19 protein-coding genes and 1 riboswitch are annotated in these 23327 nt (G+C 57.4%); of the genes, 10 read left to right on the forward strand and 9 right to left on the reverse strand.

Annotated elements, in window-relative coordinates:
* Nucleotides 1–67 precede the first annotated feature (67 nt).
* From fba to RI563_RS07085, 6 genes are all read right to left on the reverse strand, one after another.
* On the reverse strand, nucleotides 68–1144 hold the full coding sequence (gene fba / locus RI563_RS07060) for a class II fructose-bisphosphate aldolase (protein WP_310693663.1): 1077 nt from the start codon (nucleotides 1142–1144) through the stop codon (nucleotides 68–70).
* A 68-nt stretch (nucleotides 1145–1212) separates the two neighbouring features.
* Entirely contained in the window at nucleotides 1213–2673 is a 1461-nt protein-coding gene (pyk, locus tag RI563_RS07065; RefSeq protein WP_310693664.1) for a pyruvate kinase, read from the reverse strand.
* A 125-nt stretch (nucleotides 2674–2798) separates the two neighbouring features.
* Complete coding sequence (locus tag RI563_RS07070) at nucleotides 2799–3983, reverse strand: phosphoglycerate kinase (protein ID WP_310693665.1); 1185 nt, start codon at nucleotides 3981–3983, stop codon at nucleotides 2799–2801.
* Between the two features lie 189 nt (nucleotides 3984–4172).
* Nucleotides 4173–5174 (reverse strand): type I glyceraldehyde-3-phosphate dehydrogenase, encoded by a 1002-nt coding sequence (gap, locus tag RI563_RS07075; protein WP_310693666.1) that lies wholly within the window; start codon nucleotides 5172–5174, stop codon nucleotides 4173–4175.
* A 41-nt stretch (nucleotides 5175–5215) separates the two neighbouring features.
* Entirely contained in the window at nucleotides 5216–7204 is a 1989-nt protein-coding gene (gene tkt / locus RI563_RS07080) for a transketolase (protein ID WP_310693667.1), read from the reverse strand.
* Nucleotides 7205–7573: 369 nt separating this feature from the next.
* The gene (locus RI563_RS07085; RefSeq protein WP_310693668.1) at nucleotides 7574–8137 is read right to left on the reverse strand and encodes a thioredoxin family protein; all 564 of its coding nucleotides are present in this window, start codon (nucleotides 8135–8137) and stop codon (nucleotides 7574–7576) included.
* A gap of 136 nt (nucleotides 8138–8273) precedes the next feature.
* On the opposite strand from RI563_RS07085, the gene RI563_RS07090 reads away from it, so the two are divergent.
* Complete coding sequence (locus RI563_RS07090; RefSeq protein ID WP_310693669.1) at nucleotides 8274–9080, forward strand: phosphate/phosphite/phosphonate ABC transporter substrate-binding protein; 807 nt, start codon at nucleotides 8274–8276, stop codon at nucleotides 9078–9080.
* 274 nt (nucleotides 9081–9354) lie between these two features.
* On the opposite strand, the gene RI563_RS07095 is transcribed toward RI563_RS07090, so the two are convergent.
* Together RI563_RS07095 and RI563_RS07100 are read right to left on the reverse strand one after the other, a co-directional pair.
* On the reverse strand, nucleotides 9355–10197 hold the full coding sequence (locus RI563_RS07095; RefSeq protein WP_310693670.1) for an SAM-dependent methyltransferase: 843 nt from the start codon (nucleotides 10195–10197) through the stop codon (nucleotides 9355–9357).
* Complete coding sequence (locus tag RI563_RS07100; RefSeq protein ID WP_310693671.1) at nucleotides 10194–11009, reverse strand: class I SAM-dependent methyltransferase; 816 nt, start codon at nucleotides 11007–11009, stop codon at nucleotides 10194–10196. Before RI563_RS07100 ends, RI563_RS07095 begins: the two co-directional genes overlap by 4 nt.
* A 700-nt stretch (nucleotides 11010–11709) precedes the next feature.
* Between RI563_RS07100 and metK the strand changes: the two genes are divergently transcribed.
* From metK to RI563_RS07130, 6 genes are all read left to right on the forward strand, one after another.
* On the forward strand, nucleotides 11710–12870 hold the full coding sequence (gene metK, locus RI563_RS07105; protein WP_134080872.1) for a methionine adenosyltransferase: 1161 nt from the start codon (nucleotides 11710–11712) through the stop codon (nucleotides 12868–12870).
* Nucleotides 12871–12938: 68 nt separating this feature from the next.
* A riboswitch (S-adenosyl-L-homocysteine riboswitch) is annotated at nucleotides 12939–13070 on the forward strand.
* A 17-nt stretch (nucleotides 13071–13087) separates the two neighbouring features.
* Complete coding sequence (ahcY, locus tag RI563_RS07110) at nucleotides 13088–14506, forward strand: adenosylhomocysteinase (protein WP_310693672.1); 1419 nt, start codon at nucleotides 13088–13090, stop codon at nucleotides 14504–14506.
* A gap of 88 nt (nucleotides 14507–14594) precedes the next feature.
* On the forward strand, nucleotides 14595–15452 hold the full coding sequence (gene metF, locus RI563_RS07115; protein ID WP_310693673.1) for a methylenetetrahydrofolate reductase [NAD(P)H]: 858 nt from the start codon (nucleotides 14595–14597) through the stop codon (nucleotides 15450–15452).
* Nucleotides 15453–15610: 158 nt separating this feature from the next.
* Complete coding sequence (locus RI563_RS07120) at nucleotides 15611–16057, forward strand: ATP-dependent zinc protease (RefSeq protein ID WP_310693674.1); 447 nt, start codon at nucleotides 15611–15613, stop codon at nucleotides 16055–16057.
* 49 nt (nucleotides 16058–16106) lie between these two features.
* On the forward strand, nucleotides 16107–17012 hold the full coding sequence (rimK, locus tag RI563_RS07125; protein ID WP_310693675.1) for a 30S ribosomal protein S6--L-glutamate ligase: 906 nt from the start codon (nucleotides 16107–16109) through the stop codon (nucleotides 17010–17012).
* A 3-nt stretch (nucleotides 17013–17015) separates the two neighbouring features.
* A complete protein-coding gene (locus RI563_RS07130) occupies nucleotides 17016–18074 on the forward strand; it encodes a succinylglutamate desuccinylase/aspartoacylase family protein (protein WP_310693676.1) in 1059 nt (352 codons plus the stop codon).
* 1 nt (nucleotide 18075) lies between these two features.
* Here the strand turns inward: RI563_RS07130 and RI563_RS07135 are convergent, their stop codons facing one another.
* Complete coding sequence (locus RI563_RS07135) at nucleotides 18076–20085, reverse strand: hydantoinase/oxoprolinase family protein (protein WP_310693677.1); 2010 nt, start codon at nucleotides 20083–20085, stop codon at nucleotides 18076–18078.
* A 292-nt stretch (nucleotides 20086–20377) separates the two neighbouring features.
* On the opposite strand from RI563_RS07135, the gene RI563_RS07140 reads away from it, so the two are divergent.
* The 3 genes from RI563_RS07140 to RI563_RS07150 form a co-directional block, all read left to right on the forward strand.
* Nucleotides 20378–21331: an ABC transporter ATP-binding protein gene (locus tag RI563_RS07140; protein WP_310693678.1), complete on the forward strand. Its 954-nt coding sequence runs from the start codon at nucleotides 20378–20380 to the stop codon at nucleotides 21329–21331.
* Nucleotides 21328–22089 carry an ABC transporter permease subunit gene (locus RI563_RS07145; protein WP_310693679.1) on the forward strand — a complete coding sequence of 254 codons (762 nt, stop codon included), beginning with the start codon at nucleotides 21328–21330 and terminating at the stop codon, nucleotides 22087–22089. The genes RI563_RS07140 and RI563_RS07145 overlap by 4 nt, the downstream gene beginning before the upstream one ends.
* A gap of 18 nt (nucleotides 22090–22107) precedes the next feature.
* The coding region (locus RI563_RS07150; RefSeq protein ID WP_310693680.1) for a GldG family protein at nucleotides 22108–23327 on the forward strand (1220 nt) is incomplete at its 3' end.

The raw sequence follows: 23327 nt of genomic DNA on the forward strand, positions 1-23327 counted from the left end.
AAAACCTATATCCCAACGAAAAAAGGCGGGCCGAGGCCCGCCTTTGCTACAGCGATAGTCCGTAAAGTTAAGCCGCTTTGGACTTGACCTTCGGATCCAGTTCGCCGGAGGCATAACGCTCAACCATTTTTTCCAGGTTGATGACGTCGATCTTGCTGGCATTGCCGGCGCAACCGAAGGCTTCGAAGCGGGCCTTGCAGATTTCTTTCATGGCCTTCGTAGATTCCTTGAGGAATTTACGCGGGTCGAAGTTGCTCGGGTTGTCGGCCAGGTGCTTGCGAACGGCACCGGTGGAAGCCATACGCAGGTCGGTGTCGATGTTGACCTTGCGCACGCCGTGCTTGATGCCTTCCTGGATTTCGTGGACCGGCACACCATAGGTGCTGCCCATGTCACCGCCGTAGTTATTGATGATTTCCAGCCATTCCTGCGGAACGGAAGAAGAACCGTGCATAACCAGGTGGGTATCCGGAATCCGCTCGTGGATTTCCTTGATGCGATCGATACGCAGGATATCGCCGGTCGGCTCCTTGGTGAACTTGTAGGCGCCGTGGGAAGTCCCGATGGCGATGGCCAGGGCGTCAACACCGGTCTGGGAAACGAAATCGGCCGCTTCCTGGGGATCGGTCAGCAGCATGTCCATGTCCAGCTTGCCTTCGGCACCGTGGCCGTCTTCTTCACCCATTTCGCCGGTTTCCAGCGAGCCCAGGCAACCCAGTTCGCCTTCGACGGAGACGCCGCCGGCGTGGGCCATTTCGACAACCTTGCGGGTCACGTCGACGTTGTAGTCATAGGAAGCAGGGGTCTTCATGTCTTCCATCAGGGAACCGTCCATCATGACCGAGCTGAAGCCGGACTGGATGGAACGCAGGCAAACGCCCGGGGCGGAGCCGTGGTCCTGGTGCATAACGACCGGGATATGCGGGTACATTTCCAGCGCGGCGGTGATCAGGTGACGCAGGAACGGTTCGCCCGCGTAGGAGCGCGCCCCGGCGGAACCCTGCATGATGACCGGGCTGTTGGTTTCATCGGCAGCCTGCATGATGGCATGCACCTGCTCCATGTTGTTGACGTTGAACGCCGGCATGCCATAACCAACTTCGGCGGCATGATCCAGCAATTGACGGAGTGAAATCAGGGCCATTTTCGGGACCTCCTTAAATGTGTGTTTCCGACTATTTTACTGTGTTTCGCTTAATCTTAAAGGTTCGATCAGATGAGCGTGTTATCCAGATCGATGCCGTCCACATCGCCCACCCGGACGATGGTCATGGCATTGGTTCCGCCCTGGACACCCATCAGGTCGCCCCGGGTAATCACGACCAGGTCGCCGTCGCGGACCGCGCCACGGCGCAGCAGTTCATCAATGGCTTCCCGGTTAACGGCGGCGCGATCCAGATCGGACGGGATCTCAAAACTGACCGGATAAACGCCGCGGTAGAGTGTCACCTTTCTACGCGTCTCCACATAGCTCGTCAAGGCGTAGATGGGGATCCCCGAGCTGATGCGGGACATCCAGCGCGTGGTCGCCCCTGACTCGGTGAGGGCGGCGATCGCCTTCACACCCAGGTGGTTGGCGGTATACATGGCGGCCATGGCAATCGCCTCGTCGATGCGCTTGAAGCGGGTATCGATGCGATGGTCGGAGCGCTTGGCGGTACGCTGTTTTTCCGCCTCGCGGCAGATTCGATCCATGGCCGCGATAGCGCTATCCGGATAGCGACCGCTGGCGGTCTCGGCGGAGAGCATCACCGCGTCGGTCCCGTCCAGGACGGCATTGGCCACGTCGAACACCTCGGCACGGGTCGGGATATGGCTGGTGATCATCGACTCCATCATCTGGGTAGCGGTAATCACCACCCGGTTCATGGCGCGGGCCTTGCTGATCAGGTTCTTCTGCACCGGCGGCAGAGCGGCATCGCCGATTTCCACGCCCAGATCGCCCCGGGCAATCATAATCACATCCGAGGCCTCGATGATCTCGTCGACCTTGTCCAGCGCATCGGCCCGCTCGATCTTGGCCACCACGTGTGCGTTGCTGCCCGCCGCCTCGATCAGATGGCGGGCCTCGTTCACATCGGCCGCATTACGCGGGAAGGAGACTGCGATGTAATCGGCCTTCATGGCTGCGGCAATCTTGATGTCCTCACGATCCTTGTGGGTCAGGGCCGGGGCCGACAGGCCGCCGCCCTGCTTGTTGAGTCCCTTGCGATCCGACAACTCGCCACCGACCACGACCCGACACTGCACCTCGGGCCCTTCGATGGAGTCGACCCACAGGACGATCCGCCCGTCATCCAGTAGCAGGGTATCACCACGGGTGACGTCCTCGGGCAGTTCCTTGTAGGCCATACCGACCCGCTCAAGCGTCCCGGCTTCGGGGTCCAGCCTGGTATCGAGGATGAAGGTCTCGCCTTCCTTGAGGGTAATCTTGCCGTCCTTGAAGCGTTCGATGCGGATCTTCGGTCCCTGCAGATCGCACATAACCCCGACCTGGCGACCATGGGCCCGGGCCCGATTGCGAATCTTGTCGGCCCGATCGATGTGCTCTTCCGGCGTGCCGTGGGAAAAATTGATCCGGGCAACATCCACCCCGGCCTCGATGATCTTGTCCATGACCTTGGGATCATCGGTCGCGGGACCGAGCGTGGCAACAATTTTAGTTCTTCTCATAAGTCTAGTGACAGGTTCCTGTTACCGGCTGGCAAAAATCTGCCGATTGGATAATTGATAGCAGCTGGCCGTTGTCCGGCCAGCTTTCATACGACTCGTTACTCGTCCCTCGTAACTCGTCACTGTTATTTTTTGGCACGTTCTTCCAGCATGGCCACGGCCGGCAGGGTCTTGCCTTCCAGGTATTCCAGGAACGCGCCGCCGGCGGTAGAGATGTAGGAGACCTTGTCATAAATATCATACTTCTGGATTGCCGCAATGGTGTCACCGCCACCGGCCAGACTGAAGCCCCTGGCATTGGCAATAGCCATGGAGATGGTTTTGGTGCCTTCGCCGAACTGATCAAACTCGAACACACCCACCGGACCGTTCCAGACAATGGTACCGGCATTGGCGATAATGTCTGCCAGTTGCTTCGCAGAATCGGGACCGATATCGAAGATCATGTCATCCTCTTCCACTTCATCGACCTTCTTCGCGACCGCCGGCTCGTTTTCATCGAACTTCTTGCCGACTACGACATCGGTGGCGATCGGAATGCTGGCGCCGGCCGCTTCCGCTTTTTCCATCAGGGCCTTCGCGGTATCCACCAGGTCATCTTCACACAGCGATTTGCCGATCGGGTGGCCCGCCGCCTTGATGAAGGTATTGGCAATGCCGCCGCCGACGACCAGCTGGTCGACCTTGGTAGAGAGCGCTTCGAGCACGGTCAGCTTGGTGGAAACCTTGGAACCGCCGACAATAGCCACCATCGGGCGGGCCGGATCGGCCAGTGCCTTGGCCAGCGCTTCCAGCTCTTCGGCCAGCAGCAAACCGGCACAGGCGGTCGGGGCAAACTTGCCCACGCCATGGGTCGAGGCCTGGGCGCGGTGCGCGGTGCCGAAGGCGTCCATCACAAACACATCGCACAGCGCGGCATATTTTTTCGCCAGGGTTTCGTCGTCTTTCTTTTCACCGGCATTGAAACGCACGTTTTCCAGCAGGACAACTTCACCCTCGGCCGGTTGCGGATCGTTGTCCATGTAATCCGTGGACAGGCGAACCTGCTTGCCCAGCTTGGCAGACATGTCATCGGCGATCGGCGCCAGGGAATTTTCCTCATCCGGTACGCCTTCCTCGGGACGGCCGCGATGGGACATAACCATAACCGCCGACGCGCCCGCTTTCAGGCAATGTTCGATGGTAGGCATGGAAGCGCTAATCCGCGCATCGGAAGTGACCTTGCCGTTTTTTACCGGCACGTTGAGATCGGCGCGAATTAGTACACGCTTGCCGGACAGATCCAGATCAGTCAATTTTATAAAAGACATGTTTGTTACTCCGTGTAAATTTTCAAAAACTATTAGCTAAACGATTGCCGCTTGGCGAATAGCTCTTTTGTCATCATTCGTATTTAAAACGCGGAGAGCGCAAAGACGCGGAGACGCAGAGAAACAAATTTTGTTCTCCGCGACTCTGCGCCTCCGCGTGCTCTGCGTTAATCAACCAACCCTGGCTGATTATTTAGCTACGTGTTCCAGGAAACGCAGCATGTTGCAGGTGTAGCCGTACTCGTTGTCGTACCAGGCGACCAGCTTGACGAAGGTGTCATCCAGCGCGATACCGGCTTCGGCGTCGAAGATGGATGAATGACCAATACCGCGGAAGTCGGTGGAGACGACTTTTTCATCGGTGTAAGCCAGGGTCTTGCTCATGTCACCCGATTCCGAGGCGGCTTTCATGGCCTTGCAGATGTCGTCATACTTGGCGCCTTTTTCCAGTTCACAGGTCAGGTCGACCACGGAAACGTCGGAAGTCGGCACACGGAAGGCCATCCCGGTCAGCTTGCCATTCAGTTCCGGCATCACCACGCCGACAGCCTTGGCGGCACCAGTAGCGGAAGGAATGATGTTTTCCAGAATACCGCGGCCACCGCGCCAGTCTTTCATGGACGGACCGTCGACGGTCTTCTGGGTTGCCGTGGCAGCATGCACGGTGGTCATCAGGCCACGCTTGATGCCCCAGTTGTCTTGCAGGACCTTGGCGATCGGGGCCAGGCAGTTGGTGGTGCAGCTTGCTGCAGAAACAATGTTCTGACCGGCATAGTCGGTGTGGTTAACGCCGTAAACGAACATCGGGGAACCGTCCTTGGAAGGCGCGGACATGACGACCTTCTTGGCACCGGCATCGATGTGTTTCTGGCAGGTTTCTTCGGTCAGGAACAGACCGGTGGATTCGACCACCACATCGGCACCGACTTCATCCCATTTCAGGGCCGCCGGATCCTTTTCGGCGGTCAGGCGGATCTTCTTGCCGTCGACGATCAGGTTGTTGCCGTCGACCTTGACATCACCGTCAAAGCGGCCATGCACGGAGTCATAGCGCAGCATGTAGGATAGATATTCCGGATCCAGCAGATCATTGATGCCGACGACTTCAATATTGTCGAAGTCTTTGGCGACGGCACGAAATACCATGCGACCGATACGGCCAAAACCGTTAATCCCGATTTTAATTGCCATGTTGTTTTCTCCCTTACTCTAAGGTTTATAAATCAAAATTGTTACAGGACGTCTTCAACGGCCTTGGTGACGTTGTCGACGGTAAAACCGAAGTATTCAAACAGCTTGCCGGCCGGCGCCGATTCACCGAAGCGGTTGAGGCCGACGACCTTGCCGTTGAGTCCGGCATATTTGTACCAGCCGTCGGTAACCCCGGCTTCGACCACGACGCGGGCTGTCACGGAAGCGGGAATCACCGCCTCACGATAGGCTTCGTCCTGGGCTTCGAACACGTCAACGGACGGCATGGAGACCACGCGGATCTTCTTGCCGGACAGTTTCTCGGCCGCACCCATCGCCAGCGCGACTTCAGAGCCGGTAGCGATGATGATGGCGTCCGGTGTGCCGTCGCAGTCCTTGAGGACATAACCGCCACGGGCAATATTGGCTACCTGCTCGTCGGAACGCTCCTGATGCGCCAGGCCCTGACGGCTGAAGATCAGCGAGGTCGGGCCATCGTTGCGCTCGACCGCGGCCTTCCAGGCAACGGCGGTCTCGACGCTGTCACAGGGGCGCCACAGGGACATGTTCGGCATCAGGCGCAGGGTTGCGGTCTGCTCGACAGGCTGATGGGTCGGGCCATCTTCCCCCAGACCGATGGAGTCATGGGTATAGACGAAGATGCTCGGCACTTTCATCAGTGAGGCCATACGCAGGGCATTGCGGGCATACTCGGAGAACATCAGGAAGGTGCCGCCAAACGGCTTGAAACCGCCGTGCAGGGCGATGCCGTTGATAATAGCGGACATGCCAAATTCACGAACACCATAGGACAGGTAGTTGCCGTCGGTCACGGTGTTGGTAATGACTTTCGCATCCGGCCAGTTGGTCAGATTGGACGGCGTCAGGTCGGCCGAGCCACCGAGGAATTCCGGCAGTGCCTTGGCGAAGGCGGTAATCGCGCCCTGGGAGGCCTTGCGGGTGGCCGGGGAGTCGGCTTTTTCGATGCATTCCTTGATGAAACTGTTGGCGACGTCTTCCCAGTTGCCCGGCAGTTCGCCCTTCATACGGCGTTCGAACTCGGCGGCCAGTTCCGGGTAATCTTTCTTGTAGGCGTCGAACTTCTTGTTCCATTCGGCTTCGGCCTGCTTGCCCTTCTCTTTCGCGTCCCAGTCGCTGTAGATCTCATCGGGGATCACGAACGGATCGTGTTTCCAGCCGATGTTCTCGCGGGTCGCCTTGATTTCATCATCGCCCAGCGGCGCGCCGTGGCAGTCGTGGCTGCCGCACAGGTTGGGGGCGCCGAAACCGATAGTGGTTTTGGTGCAGATCAGGGTCGGTTTGTCGTTGATTGACTTGGCTTCGTGGATAGCCTTGTTCACGGCATCCGCGCTGTGCCCGTCGACATCACGGATTACGTGCCAGCCATAGGCTTCAAAACGCTTCGGTGTGTCGTCGGTAAACCAGTTGTCCACGTGACCATCAATGGAAATGCCGTTGTCATCCCAGAAGGCGATCAGTTTACCCAGACCCAGCGTGCCGGCCAGCGCGCAGGATTCATGGGAGACACCTTCCATCATGCAACCGTCACCGAGGAACACGTAGGTGAAGTGGTCGACGATATGATGACCGTCGCGATTGAACTGGCCGGCCAGGGTGCGTTCGGCCAGCGCCATGCCCACGGCATTGGAGACACCCTGCCCCAGCGGACCAGTGGTGGTTTCCACGCCGGCGGTATAGCCGTATTCGGGATGGCCCGGGGTCTTGGAGTGCAGCTGACGGAAGTTTTTCAGCTCTTCCATCGGCAGGTCATAGCCGGTCAGGTGCAGCAGGGAATAGATCAGCATGGAACCATGGCCGTTGGAGAGCACAAAACGATCGCGATCGAACCAGTTCGGGTTGCCCGGATTGTGCTTCATGAAGTCGTTCCACAGGACTTCAGCGATATCGGCCATACCCATGGGCGCGCCCGGGTGGCCGGAATTTGCCTTTTGCACCGCATCCATACTCAGGGCGCGGATTGCATTGGCGAGATCTTTGCGAGATGCCATAAAGTTCCCCTCGGTTCATTAAATTGCAAAAATTCTGTTATCGGTACTGCCATGGGCGGGGTGTTTTCTGATGTTCTTGTTTCATCAGAAATGAGCACTCCACCCGCGCCGTCGATCGGCGCGTCTGAATTCGGTTACTAGCTTCCGTCGGGATTGCCGTTATGATGGAAGTCGAGCATTGTTGTTGTCAGGCGCGGTGGCCACCTGATGAAAATGCCGGTTCGGCTTCCTCCCCGGTTTAACGAGGCCGGGATTTTCCCATTTTTTACCTGTGGCGGGCAAGCTCCGGGTCTGCTATCGCAGAACTGAGCTTGCCTGGCTTATGGGGCAAACAGTGAATTTTATGGGTAAAAGTGGTGGGGTCCTGGCTCAGCTGCCCTCTTTCCACTTGATGGAACAGCCCATGCTGGGAATCTGCTCGGCCGGCCCCCGACCGGTTTCGGCCACCTGCACCATCGCCTCGAACAGATCCCGGCGTGCGTCCTCCGGCGCGGTTTCCTTGCGACTGGCATCGAACCGGCCTCTGTACTGCAGTTTGAGATCGGCGTTATAACCGAAAAAATCCGGGGTGCAGACCGCGCCATAGGCCCTGGCGACCTCCTGGGTCGCGTCCATTAAATAAGGAAAGGGGAAGTCATACTCGGCGGCCACCTTCTGCATGTTCTCGAAGGAGTCCTCTTCGTACTCGCCCGGATCGTTGGCCATGATGGCCACGGTGTTGATGCCGTGCTGGTCGCGCAACTCGCGGGTATCACGCACCAGCCGCTCGCGAATCGCCTTGACGTAGGGGCAGTGGTTACAGATAAACATCACCAGCAGGCCGTTTTCCCCCCGGCACTGTTCCAGCGTCCAGGTCTTGCCATCGACCCCCGGGAGGGCAAAATCCACCGCCGGTGCGTCAAAATCACAGACCGGAGTCTCCAGACTGACCATAAACCCTCCTTATTTTCATCTATACTTGAAACAGACGTGAGGGAACTTACCTGTTCGGGCCCCCGAAAACAAACTCATTACGAGCGACCCCCGCACGTCCCGCTTGTTGTAATACGTTGTTATACAGGAGGTTTGTATGCTCCCCGTCACCGGATTTCGACGGATCGCCGTTGTCACCACCCTGTTCCTGCTATTAAGCGCCCCGCCTGCCCTGGCCGAGACCTACACGTTGGGCATACAGCCCATCATGTCCCGGGCCGAGACGAAAACTTTCTACCGGCCGCTGGCCGACTATTTAAGCAAGCAGACCGGTCACCGGTTCCGGATCGTCGCTCACCACAATTTTGTGGCCTACTGGGAGGCCATGCGTCGCGAACCGACCGACCTGGTGCTGGATCCGCCCCATTTTACCGGCTATCGGGTCCGCAAGGCCAACTATCAGGTGCTCGCCAAAATTCGCGATACCCTCAGTTTCAGTCTGATTACTAATGAAGATGTCCTGTTGTTCGAACCGGACGAGCTGATCGGCAAGCGGGTGGTCACCCCGGCTTCGCCCAGCCTCAGCGGCGTCGAGCTGGCCAGGATGTTTCCCAACCAGATGCGTCAGCCGACCATTGTCAGCGAACCCAACTTTGAACGGGCGTTGCAACGCCTCAAGGCGGGGCGCGCCGAGGCGGCCCTGATTCCGACCCCGATGATCAGCGGCGATACCACGGTCAATACCGTCACCACCACCGAACCGGTTCCGCACCTGGCGGTTTCCGCCTCGCCAAAACTGCCGCAACAGGTTCGCCAGCAGATACAAAAGGCCCTGCTGACGGCGCACGAAACACAGGCCGGACAGGCCATGCTGGAGAAAGTGAATATCAGCGGGTTCGAGGCGGCCGATAACGATCTCTACCGGCCCTACGCCGCCCTGCTCCGGGGTGTCTGGGGTTACTAGCGGAATGTCAGGTAGCGCTGCGCGCAACCTGACCTACGCCTGAGTCCGCCAATTAACGCGAATAAACGCCAATCATTTCAAGCATATATTGAAATTCATTAGCGTTGATTTGCGTGCATTTGCGGACTGAAAAAAAGATTGCAGGCCACGCTGGCGTTAGCCTGCGTAACACTTCTGCCGATACGGAGTAAGTCAGGTAGCGCTGCGCGCCACCTGACCCACTGGCCTAACCGGGGTTACTAGTCGCTAGCAGCTAGCGACCAGTTACTGGCATTTACGCCGGCTTGCGAAAATGCAGGATGCCCCAGCGCAGATAGCCCTTGCTGCCTGCCTCGACCCAGTGGCCCAGGCCGGTGATCATACGATCGATATAGGCATCTGAGACCTTGTCGGTAATGCTGTCGCGATTTTCTTCCAGCTCGCGACGAACCCGGCCGTAATGCTTGACCAGGTTTTCGGTCATCACTTCGATCTCAATCTCTTCCAGGCCATTGTCTTTGGCCGCCTGCCGGTAGAACTCGATGGAACCGAGCGAAGGCAGATGGATGCGATCATACACGGGTTGCAACACGCCCTCGGGGCAGTCGTCGACCTGCATGGGATCGGTGAAAATGAGCTCGCCGCCGGGCTTGAGCACCCGCGCGGCCTCGGCGATCACTTTGCCCCGCTCGCTGCTGTGCAGGATGGAATCCTGTGACCAGACCACGTCGAAGCTGGCATCGTCGGCCTCGACGGACTCGAAGCTGCCATCCCAGACCTCGATGAGGTGATCCAGCCCCTGCTCCTGGTTCATTTTGCGATCGCGCTCGTTCTCCCGTTCGCTCAGATTCAGGGCGACAACCTTACAGCCATAGTTCTTGGCCAGGTAACGGGCGACACCGCCATAACCGGCACCCATGTCGAGCACTTTCTTATCAGCGTCCAGCTTCACTTGAAGCTTGGACGCAATGTGCTCGACCGTGCGCAGGCTGGCATCGCGGATCGGCTCATCACCAGACTCATAGAGCCCGATATGAATATCTTCACCACCCCAGACGTGAAAATAGAAATTATCGGCATCCTCGCTATTGTAGTAATCGCGGGCCGTTTCTACGACATCGGAATAGCTCTTGCTCATTCGTTCTCCCCTTCGATGTAGCGTTTTTCAGCTACGTGAATGAAGAAGTCCGGCTCGGCTTCACGGTAGGTTTCCTTGAAGTCACCATAAGTAGTCACTTTCTGGAAACCGATATCACGCATCAGCTTGCGCACATATTCCTTGCGCAACGGGAACATATTCAGATGGAAAGTGGACTTGTCCGGGAATTCATAGCGGAAACGGGCCAGAGACTCGTCAATATGTTCCGGACTGGCTTTCACATTGTCACCACAATAGTAGTAGTTATGCGTCGGCTGCACCTGATGGTCCAACAGTGCGTCATAGTTACGCTGATCCAGGATCAGTATCCCGTCATGACGCAGCGTGGCGTAAAACTCGGCCAGGGTTTTGCGGCGATCGTTGTCGCTATGCAGATGGGTAAAGGAGTTACCCAGACAGATCACGGCGTCATACAGGTCATGCACTGACTTGTTCAAAAAGCGCCAGTCAGCATGCACGGTACGCAGAATGTGTCCGCGCTTGCGGCCGTTTTCAAACGCCTTGGCCAGCATCTCAGGGCTGCCGTCGGCGCTGGTCACTTCAAAACCGCTTTCCAGCAGGCGAACCGAGTGAAAACCGGTTCCCGCTGCCACGTCCAGCACCTTCTTGGCACCGTGTTCCTGCAACAGTTTAATGAAGAAGTCACCTTCGCTGTTGGCGCGGCCGTCCCAGTCAATCAGTTCATCCCACTTATCCACGAAGCCGGAGACATATTCGTCCTTGTAATGGTCCGTATGGCGGACGTCCAGCGGATTTTCACCAAAATCTTGCGTTTTCTTTTCTTGGGTCACGTCGTTTTCCTTATCTTGCTCTAGATGAAGAGAAAACGGGCCCCTCATGAGCCAGACAATTATGGCCGTATCCTGTGTACAACCTGGTTGCCACGATAAAGCGACGGCAGTTTAATTCCGGTTGTCTCAGAACTTGCGTTCTGAAGCAGAGATACGAGTCTGGCTCGTCAGATTGAGCGTGTTTACGGGTATTACCGTAAACCACGTTTGATAGTCACCGACAGAAACTTGCTTTAAGTATTCACTGACGGGATGAGGACCCGTGTTTGTGTAATCCCCATATCTTACCGTGTTGAGCAAAAAACGCCAGTGTTTTCCCCGATTTATTCGGGAATGACTTTCATAAAACAGCAAAAATAGCCTGATTTTCCGGGAAATTAGCCTATTTTCGACGGTTGATAAAAAAATTTTTTATATCGTATTATTATAAACTGCTATTTATAGACTTATTAGACAACATTAATACTATTGCTATATTAGGGATACTCCCCTTTAATCCGAAGCCATTTTCTGGCATTATATTAACGATTACTAATCAGGGTTGAATAAATACTCCAGACTAACCCGCCCTAGCTTTCGAATAGTCACGAAAGCGTCTGCGAATTTTAAGCTGTAACTTTAGCGATACCATGCCGTATACGGCGACTCTGCGCCACATGTATCGGCGAACAAAACTTATAGAAAGAAAGAGAGGACTTTAATGGCTGAGAAATATATCTTTACCTCTGAATCAGTTTCTGAGGGTCATCCGGACAAGGTTGCTGACCAGATTTCCGACTCCATTCTCGATGCACTGCTGGAGCAGGATCCCAAATCCCGTGTCGCCTGCGAAACCATGATTAATACCGGCATGGTTATCCTGTCTGGTGAGATCACCACCACCGCGCAAATCGATATGCCGACTGTCGTGCGCGAACGTGTCAAGGAAATCGGCTATAACAGCTCCGAAATGGGCTTTGACTGGGAAACCTGCGCCGTGCTGGTTGCCCTGGACAAGCAGTCTCCCGATATCGCCATGGGCGTGGATGAAGGCGACGACAAGGAACAGGGCGCCGGTGACCAGGGCCTGATGTTCGGCTATGCCGCCGATGAAACCGACGTGCTGATGCCCGCGCCGATCACCTACGCGCATCGTCTGGTACGCCGTCAGGCTGAAGTTCGCAAGAACGGCACTCTGCCGTGGTTGCGCCCGGACGCCAAAAGCCAGGTCAGCTTCCGCTACGACAAGGGTGAGCCGGTAGGTGTCGACGCCGTTGTACTGTCGACCCAGCACAACCCGGAAATCGATCTCAACACCCTGCAGGATGCCGTGATGGACGAAATCATCAAGCCGGTACTGCCTGAAAGCTGGATCACCAAGGACACCAAATTCCACATCAACCCGACCGGTCGTTTTGTTATCGGTGGCCCGGTAGGTGACTGTGGTCTGACCGGCCGCAAGATCATCGTAGACACCTACGGTGGTATGGGTCGTCACGGTGGTGGCGCCTTCTCCGGCAAGGACCCGTCCAAGGTAGACCGTTCCGCCGCCTATGCCTGTCGTTATGTGGCCAAGAACATTGTTGCCGCGGGCCTGTCCAAGCGCTGTGAAATCCAGGTTTCCTACGCCATCGGCGTGGCCGAGCCGACCTCTATTTCGGTTGACACCTTCGGTACCGGCAAGGTTTCCGAGGAGCGCATCGAGGAACTGGTTCGCGAACACTTCGATCTGCGTGCCGGTGGCCTGGTGAAAATGCTCAACCTGCTGCGCCCGATGTACGCCCCTACGGCAGCCCATGGTCACTTCGGTCGCGAAGACCTGGATCTGCCCTGGGAGAAAACCGACAAGGCTGAAGAACTGAAAAAAGCAGCCGGCATTTAATAAAATGTAGTTTTCAGGGGAGGTCTCGACCTCCCCTTACTATAATGTAGTCAGTAAGAATTCACTGGGGCTCTGAGGAGCGCTGCAGCCACGCTACTCAATCCGTTTTGTCACACGTCAGGCGTGTTGATGAGACAGGATTGAGTAGCGGGGTCAGGCTCAGACCACCCAGTCTAAATAAACAACGGCGCTCACCGTATATATACGGAGCTACAACATGAACGCTGTTTCCAAAGACTTTACAGATTATAAAGTCGCGGACATCGGCCTTGCGGAATTTGGCCGCAAGGAGATGGATATCGCCGAAACCGAAATGCCCGGCCTGATGGCCCTGCGCGAAAAATACGGCAAAGACAAGCCGCTCAAGGGTGCCCGCATTACCGGTTCCCTGCACATGACCATCCAGACTGCCGTACTGATCGAAACCCTGGTGGAACTGGGTGCCGATGTACGCTGGGCTTCCTGTAACATTTTCTCCACCCAGGACCACGCCGCTGCGGCTATCGCTGCACAGGGCATCCCGGTTTACGCCTGGAAGGGTGAAACCCTGGAAGAGTACTGGTGGTGCACCGAGCAGGTACTGACCTGGCCGAACGGCGAACTGCCGAACATGATCCTCGACGATGGCGGCGACGCCACGCTGCTGGTTCACAAGGGTGTGGAATTTGAAAAAGCCGGTGCTGTACCGGATCCCGCCAAGGAAGAAAACGAAGAATTCCGTGCCGTACTGGGTGTACTGCAACGTAACTTCGAAAAGAACAAGGGCATGTGGACCAAGATGGCCGAGTCCATCAAGGGTGTTACCGAAGAAACCACCACCGGTGTTCATCGCCTGTACCAGATGTTCAACAATGGTGAACTGCTGTTCCCCGGCATGAACGTCAATGATTCTGTCACCAAGTCCAAGTTCGATAACCTGTATGGCTGCCGTGAATCCCTGGTGGATTCCATCAAGCGGGCCACTGACGTTATGGTTGCGGGCAAGATTGCCGTTGTTTGCGGTTATGGCGACGTTGGTAAGGGCTCTGCCCAGTCTCTGCGTGGCCTTGGCGCCAATGTCTGGATCACTGAAATCGATCCGATCTGTGCCCTGCAGGCCGCGATGGAAGGTTACCGTGTTGTCACGCTCGACGAAGCAGTTAGTCAGGCCGACATTTTTGTTACCACTACCGGTAACAAGGACGTCATTACCCATGACCACATGGCGGCCATGAAAGATCAGGCCATCGTCTGCAACATCGGCCACTTCGACAACGAAATCCAGGTCGAAAGCCTGCGTAAGTACGAGTGGATCAACATCAAGCCACAGGTCGATCAGATCAAATTCCCTGATGGCAAGAAGATCACCCTGCTGGCCGAAGGTCGTCTGGTGAATCTGGGTTGTGGTACCGGCCATCCGAGCTTCGTGATGTCCAACTCCTTTACCAACCAGGTGGTTGCCCAGATCGAAATGTTCACCAAGCCGGAAAACTATCCGCTCGGCGTCTATGTACTGCCGAAGAAACTGGACGAAGAAGTTGCCGCCCTGCACATTGGCAAGATTGGCGCCAAGCTGACCAAGCTGAGTCAGGAACAGGCCGACTACCTCGGTGTCCCGGTTGAAGGTCCGTACAAGTCTGAACATTATCGTTACTAAACAATAAGGGACGAGTGACCGGGGACGGACGACGGAGTTAAAACATCAACTTCGTCTCCGTCCTTTTTTATCTCGTTAACTGGAGCCTATGGAATCACAAAAGAAACATACCCCCGTTTATAGCGTGGAGTTTTTCCCGCCCAAATCGGAAGAAGGCGCGGAGAAACTGCGCAAGGTTCGCAAGAATCTGAACAAAGGCATGAAACCGCGTTATTACTCGGTCACCTTTGGTGCCGGTGGCAGTACCCAGCAAGGGACATTCGACACTGTCGCTGAGATCCAGAAATCCGGGGATGATGCTGCGCCGCATCTGTCCTGCATTGGTACAACCAAGGACGGTCTGCGGGAGCTGTTGAGCGGTTACAAGGAAAACGGCATCAAGCGTATCGTGGCACTGCGTGGTGATATGCCCTCGGGCATGCGTGGTCCCGGTGAACTTCGCTATGCCAACGAACTGGTCGAATTCATTCGCGCCGAGACCGGCGATTACTTCGAGCTCGAAGTGGCCGCCTATCCGGAGATTCATCCCCAGGCACCGTCTGCCTCGGATGATCTGAAAAACTTCAAACGCAAGGTGGAAGCCGGCGCGGATACCGCCATCACACAGTACTTCTTCAACCCGGATGCTTACTTCCGGTTTATCGATGAGTGCGAGCGGATGAACGTCGATCTGCCGATCATCCCCGGCATTATGCCGATCATCAATTACAAGCAGCTATCACGTTTTTCAGATATGTGTGGCGCCGATATCCCGCGCTGGATTCGCAAGCGACTGGAAGACTTTGGCGACGACAAGGAATCCATCATGCAGTTCGGTGAGGAAGTTATCACTGATCTCTGCCACACCCTGCTCGAAGCGGGTGCGCCCGGACTGCATTTCTACTGCATGAACCAGTCCGCGCCAACGTTGGCCATCTGGCGTAATCTCGGCATCCAACAGTCCTGATCGCAGGGCATTACGACTGGTGGACAGAGCCGCATCAATCAGGCCTGTCTATATGCACACGGATGTGCTCTTTTCTTTATCCCCCTGTTTTTGTGCACCTTGACCCCTGTTGAAGGTCTCGGCATAGTGGGTACTCCCACTGATTCAGATACAAATTCATGTCCGATCATAAACTGCAAGTCATCGGTTGGCGCGAGTGGATACGTCTACCGGAACTTGGCATTGAGCATATCAAGGCCAAGGTCGATACCGGTGCGCGCACCTCGGCGCTGCACACTTTTGATCTGGAGCCTTATGACGACAATGGCGTACGCATGGTTCGCTTCAAGGTCCACCCGGTACAACACAAGCTGGAACCCGAGGTCGAATGTCGTTGCCCGGTACTCGACGAGCGACAGGTGACCGACTCGGGCGGCCACCAGGAACAGCGTATCGTCATCAGCACTATCGCCTGTCTGGGCGACTATTGTTGGGAGATCGAGATAACCCTGACCAATCGGGATAGCATGCGTTTTCGCATGCTGCTGGGACGCACCGCCATGGCCGGCCGCTTTCTGGTTAATCCCGGGGTCTCCTACCGCATCGGCCGTAGGCCCGGCCGCTGAGACAGGTTAAACTAGACTTATTATTTTGCCCCACAACCACGGAGTCCCTATGAAAATTGCGATCATGTCACGGAACGCAAAACTGTATTCCAGCCGCCGCCTGGCCGAGGCCGCGAAGGACCGTGGTCATGAGGTAAGCGTTATTAATCCGCTCAAGTGCTACATGGATATTACCAGTATGCGCCCCTCTATTTATTACCGGGGCGAAAAGCTCGGTGGCTTCGATGCCGTGATTCCTCGCATTGGCTCATCGATTACTTTTTACGGCACAGCGGTTTTACGCCAATTCGAGATGATGGGTGTCTACCCGCTAAATGAATCGGTCGCCATCGGCCGTTCGCGTGACAAATTACGCTCGTTGCAATTGCTGGCCCGCAAGGGTGTGGGCCTGCCGGTCACCGGTTTTGCCCACGACGTGGATGATACCGACAGCCTCATTAAAGTCGTCGGTGGAGCGCCCCTTGTCGTCAAGCTGCTCGAAGGGACCCAGGGCAAGGGCGTGGTACTGGCGGAAACCAAGAAAGCGGCCGAGAGTGTGATCGACGCCTTTCGCGAACTGAACGCCAACTTTCTGGTGCAGGAGTTCATCAAGGAAGCCGGTGGCTCGGATATCCGGGCACTGGTCATTGGCGAGAAAGTTGTCGCTGCGATGATGCGTACCGCCAAAGAAGGTGAGTTCCGCTCGAATCTGCATCGTGGCGGTTCGGCCAAGGTCATCAAGCTGACCCCGGAGGAACGCTCCACTGCCGTGCGCGCGGCCAAGACTATGGGGCTCAATGTGGCCGGTGTGGATATTCTGCGCTCCAACCACGGCCCGGTGATCATGGAAGTGAATTCCTCACCCGGTCTCGAGGGCATCGAGTCGGCCACCAACAAGGATGTGGCCGGGCAGATTATCGACTTTATCGACAAATCCGCCAAGCCCCACAAAACTCAGACCAAGGGCAAGGGTTAATCGATGGATCCGGAGATCATTTCTGTTAATGGTGCGGACATTCCCCGCAACAGCCGAACCACGCTTGATCTCCCGGTCGCCCGGCTTTACACCCATTCCCAGGTAGCCATGCCGGTACAGGTGGTCCGTGGCAAAAAACCGGGCCCGGCGCTGTTTGTCAGCGCCGCCATCCACGGCGATGAACTCAACGGGGTCGAAATCATCCGCCGCCTGCTCAACCTGCCGGCGCTAAAACGTTTGAGTGGCACCCTGTTCGCGATTCCCATCGTCAATGTCTACGGCTTTATCCAGCAGTCCCGTTATCTGCCCGACCGCCGCGATCTCAACCGCAGCTTTCCCGGTTACGAACGGGGCTCGCTGGCGGCCCGCGTGGCGCACCAGTTCATGAGCGAAATCGTCGAGCAGAGCACGCATGGCATCGATTTACATACCGGCGCCATCCACCGCAGTAACCTGCCGCAGATTCGCGCCAACATCGATGATCCCCAGACCGCCGATCTGGCCCATATATTCGGAGTACCGGTGATTCTCAATGCCGATCTGCGCGACAACTCACTGCGCGAGGCCGCCGCCGAATACGGTATCCCGATGTTGTTGTATGAAGCCGGTGAAGCACTGCGCTTTGACGAGGTCAGTATTCGTGCCGGCCTCAAGGGCATTGTGAATGTGATGCGCCACCTGAACATGCTGCCCGCCTCCCGGCGCAAGGCCAAACGGGAACATAAACCGTTATATGCCCGTGCCAGCAGCTGGGTACGGGCGCCGGCCGGCGGTATCCTGCGCGCGATCGTGCCACTCGGCGGCAGCGTGGAAAAAGATCAGTTACTCGGCATCCTCTCCGATCCCTTTGGTGAACACGAGATCGAAATTCACACCCCCTGTGACGGCATCGTCATCGGCCGCACCAACCTGCCCCTGGCCAACGAAGGGGATGCGCTGTTCCATATCGCCCGCTATCGCAAGCTGGAGGCCGTCACCGCACGGGTCGAGGAATTCACCGAACAGCATCAGCCCGACACCAATCCCGACTCGCCGCCCGATGCCGAACCTCCGATTGTCTGACTCAGTCCCGGCGGGATAACAGCAGACAGCCCGTCGCATGCACCTCGGCCTGCCAGTGCGGGGCCAGATAGGTGGTCGAGACGGTCTCGGTGATCAGCGCCGGCCCTTGCAGGGTCTGCCCGACCGGCAACGCCTCCCGCGCATACACCGGCACCGGCTGATCAACCTCTGGTAAATTGATCGTTTCAGATGGCCCGGCATCCTCTGTGGCCTTCACGGCCTGCAGGGTAAGCGCCTGCGACGGTCGCTGCAGGCCAACCCGCAGATTTACCACCTCCACCGGCAGGTCGAGCCGGTGTCCGTAGCGTTGTTCGTGCAGATGATGAAAATCCGCTCTGGCCTGCCGGCGGTCCTGCCAGGGGACATTCAGATAATAGGACTGACCCTGGTAACGCAGATCCAGGCTGGGCAGGATCGCGATCTCGTCCCGCGCCACCCCTTCTTCCTGCATGGCGGCGAGCCCGGCCTCGATCAGCGGCTGCATTTGATCCGCAATGGCCTGATCGTCCAGCGCATCCAGCAACTGGCCCAGTGTCTGCGACAACTGGCGGGCCCGCGGTGCCACCAGCATCCCCAGCGCCGACAACACCCCGGCATAGACCGGCACGATCGCCCGGGACATACCCAGCGTCTCGGCCAGGGCACAGACATGCAGCCCGCCGGCGCCGCCGAACGAGACCAGCGCCAGCTCACGCGGATCGACGCCGCGCTGCACCGACATGACCCGCAGGGCATGGGCCATGTGTTCGTTGGCCAGCCGGATGATCCCCTGCGCCGCCTCTTCGAGGGACAGGCCGAGCTGATCGGCGATCATCCCGACCGCGGCCCGGGCCGCGGCCACATCCAGCGACATGTTACCGCCCAGAAAGGCGTCGGGGCGCAGGCGTCCCAGCACCAGGTTGGCATCGGTCACCGTGGGACGGGTCCCCCCCTGACCGTAACAGGCGGGACCGGGCGCGGCCCCGGCCGATTCGGGCCCCACCTGCAGTAATCCGCCGGCATCGACGCTGGCCAGTGAGCCGCCACCCGCGCCGATGGTATGCATGTCCACCATTGGCACGGCCACAGGGTAATCGCGAATGCGGCCTTCGCTGGTCAGCTGGAGCTCGCCGTCGATCAGCGCCACATCGGTGGAGGTCCCGCCCATATCGAAAGTCAGCAGGCGCGACTGGCCCACCTGCTCGCCCATATAGCGCGCCGCCGCCAGGCCCCCGGCGGGGCCGGAGAGCAACATGTGCACCGCCTCCTCGCCGGCCTGCTCGGCAGCGATGGTGCCGCCGGAACTTTGCATGACCGTGATACAGGCGTGCGGGACGCCCTGTTGCAGGCGCTGTAAATACCCCCGGACCCGCGGTCCGACCGCCGCATTCAGCCAGGTCGTCATGCCGCGTTCATACTCTTTATATTCCGGCAGGATGCGGGAGGAACGGGAAATGAACAGGTCCGGCGGCATTGCTGCCTCGATCTGCTTTTCAAACCCAGCATCGAGATAGGAAAACAACAGATTGATCGCGACCGCCTCCGGTTGCAGGCGCTCGACATCTTTGCGTAACTGCTGCAGATCGGTGTCAGTCAACGCTTCGATGACCGTCCCGTCGGCCGCCAGCCGGCCGCCGGTCTCCAGACACAGTTCCCGGGCGACCGGTGGCGCGACAGCGGTCGGTTGCAGGTTATACAGTTCACTGCGGATCTGACGCCCGATGGCGAGCATATCGCCCAGGCCGTGATTGGTAATAAACACCGTGCGCGCCGTCTTGCCTTCGAGCACGGCGTTGGTTGCCACGGTGGAGCCGTGCACCATATAAAAGAGCGTCCCGGGCGGCAGTTGATCCAGTTGCAGATCCTGCACGCCCTGCAGGATCGCCTGCTCCGGTGCGGCCGGTGTCGATAACACCTTGTGCGTGGTGATGGCGCCGTCCCGAACCAGCACAAAATCGGTAAACGTTCCGCCGGTGTCGACGCCGAGTATGACACTCATGGATAAACTGCCCCGTCCAGGTTTGTATGCCATTGTAACATCCTGTCACAATCACACCGTGTCACGATTTTGCCCAATGCCTCGTTTTCAACGCGAGCCGGTCACCCGCGCATTCGGATCTTTGCGGGTAACGATCCCGAAGGTTTGCCGTCACGGTTTCAGGTACAGGTTGAACCAACAGCGATGATACCAGTCAAAGCAAACGTGAATTGTTTGGCCAAAGCGTCAATGCGGGCTTGTCAGCACGGCGCAGAAGCTTATAATTTCAGGCCAGTTCTAATGCCAGTTCCGATACTGAATAATAATACCGGTTACCTTTATCCGCATGTCGAATGACAATCTGATCAGTGTGAAACATCTCTACCGGCGTTATGCCGGTTTGACTGCCGTTAACGATGTCAGCTTTGAACTGGCGCGCGGCGAGGTCCTGGGCTTTCTCGGGCCCAACGGGGCTGGCAAAACCTCGACCATGCAGATGCTCACCGGCAATCTGGCCCCGAGCAGCGGCCGCATCCTGATCAACGGTATCGATCTGCTGGATAACCCCAAACAGGCCAAGGCCCTGATCGGTTATTTGCCGGAACAACCCCCGTTGTACCGTGAGCTCACGGTTAACGAATATCTCCAGTTCTGCGCCCGGCTCAACCGGATCCGTCGTAACGCGGTTGACCAGGCCGTGGACCGTGCCAAACAGCGTTGCGGTCTGGAGGAGGTCGGACGACGCCTGATCAACAACCTTTCCAAGGGCTATCAGCAACGGGTCGGTATTGCCCAGGCGATTATTCATTCACCGCCGGTGGTGGTGCTGGATGAACCAACGGTGGGTCTGGATCCGATCCAGATTCGCGAGATTCGCCGCCTGATACGGGAACTGGGCAAAGATCATGGCGTGATCCTTTCCACCCATATCCTGCCCGAAGTCCAGATGACCTGTGACCGGGTCCAGATCATCAACCGCGGCAGCCTGGTCTTCAGCGATGACATCGACAATCTCAATCGCCGCATGGACTCGAGCAGCCTGATCCTCGGCCTGCATCAGCCGCCGAGCGAAGCCGATCTGGCCGCCCTGCCGGCGATCACCGATGTACAGCCCCTGGACAATCACCGTTTTCGGCTGTTTCACGCCAGTGAACAGACGCCGGCCGAGACGATCGCCGAACAGGCGGTTGCCCGCGGCTGGGGTTTGTTCGAACTCAGCCCGGAATACAAGACCCTGGAGCAGATCTTTGTCGAGATCACCAGTTCAGAGCAGACGATGCCGGAGGGTAATGCGGCATGATGATCCTGACCCTCGCGCAACGGGAATTACGCACCCTGTTTCTGTCGCCGCTGGCCTGGGCGATTCTGGCGGTCATGCAGTTTATTCTCGCCTATCTGTTTTTGTCCGCGTTGAATGATTTCATCACCTTGCAGCCGCAACTGCAGAACCTGGAATCGCCACCCGGCGCCACCGAACTGGTGGTGGCCCAGGTTTATGGCAGTGCCGCCTTTATTTTCATGATGGTGGTGCCGCTGCTGACCATGCGCATTATCAGCGAGGAGCGCCGTAATCGCAGTATTGCGTTATTGTTCAGCGCGCCGGTGTCGATGACCGAGATCATCCTGGGCAAATACCTCGGCCTGCTCGGCTTTTTACTGCTCGCCTGTTTGATGATCAGCCTGATGCCGCTGGCGCTGATGTTTGGCGGCCCGCTGGATACCGGCCTGTTACTGGCCATGCTGCTGGGGCTGATTTTGCTGGTGGCCTGCTTTGCCGCCATCGGGCTGTTTCTCTCCACCCTGACCGTGCAGCCGACCATTGCCGCTGTCAGCACCTTTGGCGTGCTGCTGTTGCTGTGGATCATCGACTGGGCCGGCGATCAGGTCGGAGATGGTGCCACCAGCGGGCTGCTGGAATACCTGTCCATCCTGCGCCATTTTGAATCACTCAGTCAGGGCATCTTCAACAGCGCCGATATCATCTATTTTCTGCTGTTTATTACCGTCTTTCTGGTCCTCGGTATCCGCCGCCTGGATGCCGACCGGTTGCAACACTAACGCTGGATTGGAATCCATATGCAGGTTACCCCCCGAAGTCGCTTACAGGTTCGCCTTCAAAACATTCTGTTCGTCGTATTGTTTCTGGCGGTCATCGGCCTGCTCGCCTGGCTCAGCCTGCAATACAACTATGAAAGTGACTGGACGGCCTCGGGACGCCATACCCTGTCCGACGCCACGGTCAAACTGCTGGAACGCATGGACGATCCAATCGAGATCATCGCCTTCGCCCGCTCTGGCAACATGGTCTCCACCCGGCGCAACATCGCCGACATGCTCGATCGTTACCGGCAACACAAGGACGATATCACCGTCCGTTATATCAACCCCGATACCGAGCCGGACAAGACCCGCGAACATAATATCAGTGTCGATGGCGAGCTGGTCGTCACCTATAACGACCGCACCGAACATGTGCGCAATCTCAGTGAAGAGAGCCTGACCAATACCCTGCAGCAACTGTTGCGCAGCGGCGAAAAACATCTGGTGTTTGTTGCCGGTCACGGCGAACGTCAACCACAGGGTCAGGCTAATCATGATTACGGCCAATTTACCCGGCACCTGCACAACAAGGGAATCAAGACCAGCAGTCTCAAGCTGAGTGATGAGCCCGAAATCCCCGCCGATACCGCGGCACTGGTCATCGCCGGTCCGCAATTGGATTACCTGCCCGGGGAAGTCGAAATTATCCGAAACTATGTACGCGACGGTGGCAACCTGCTCTGGTTGCACGATCCCGGCAAGCTGTATGGTCTGCAGCCCCTGCTGGAAGATCTTGGCCTGAGGTTTGTCGACGGAACCATCGTCGATCCTTCCACCCGAATGCTCGGCATCAATGATCCGACGTTTGCCGTGGTGGCCGATTACAGCGCCAGCGATCATCCGGTAACCCGCGACTTTCGCTTCATGACCCTGTTCCCACGCGCCGTTGGTATAAAAGTACGCCAGGACAGTGATTTTCAGGCGACCCCGTTTCTGCAGACCGTCCCGCGCAGCTGGGCGGAAACCGGCCCGCTCGATGGCGTGATTAACTATGACGCCGGCGAGGATACCGCCGGCCCGCTGCACATTGGTATTGCCCTGAGTCGCGAGCCGGCAACAGAGGGGGCAGACCGGCCCGGCTCCGGCCAGCGCATCGCCGTGCTCGGCGACGGCGACTTTCTGACCAACGCCTATCTGGGCAACCAGGGTAATCAGGATCTGGGGTATAACCTGATCAACTGGCTGAGCCATGACGA

It is taken from the genome of Thiohalophilus sp. (assembly GCF_031581315.1).
Lineage (GTDB): Bacteria > Pseudomonadota > Gammaproteobacteria > UBA6429 > Thiohalophilaceae > Thiohalophilus.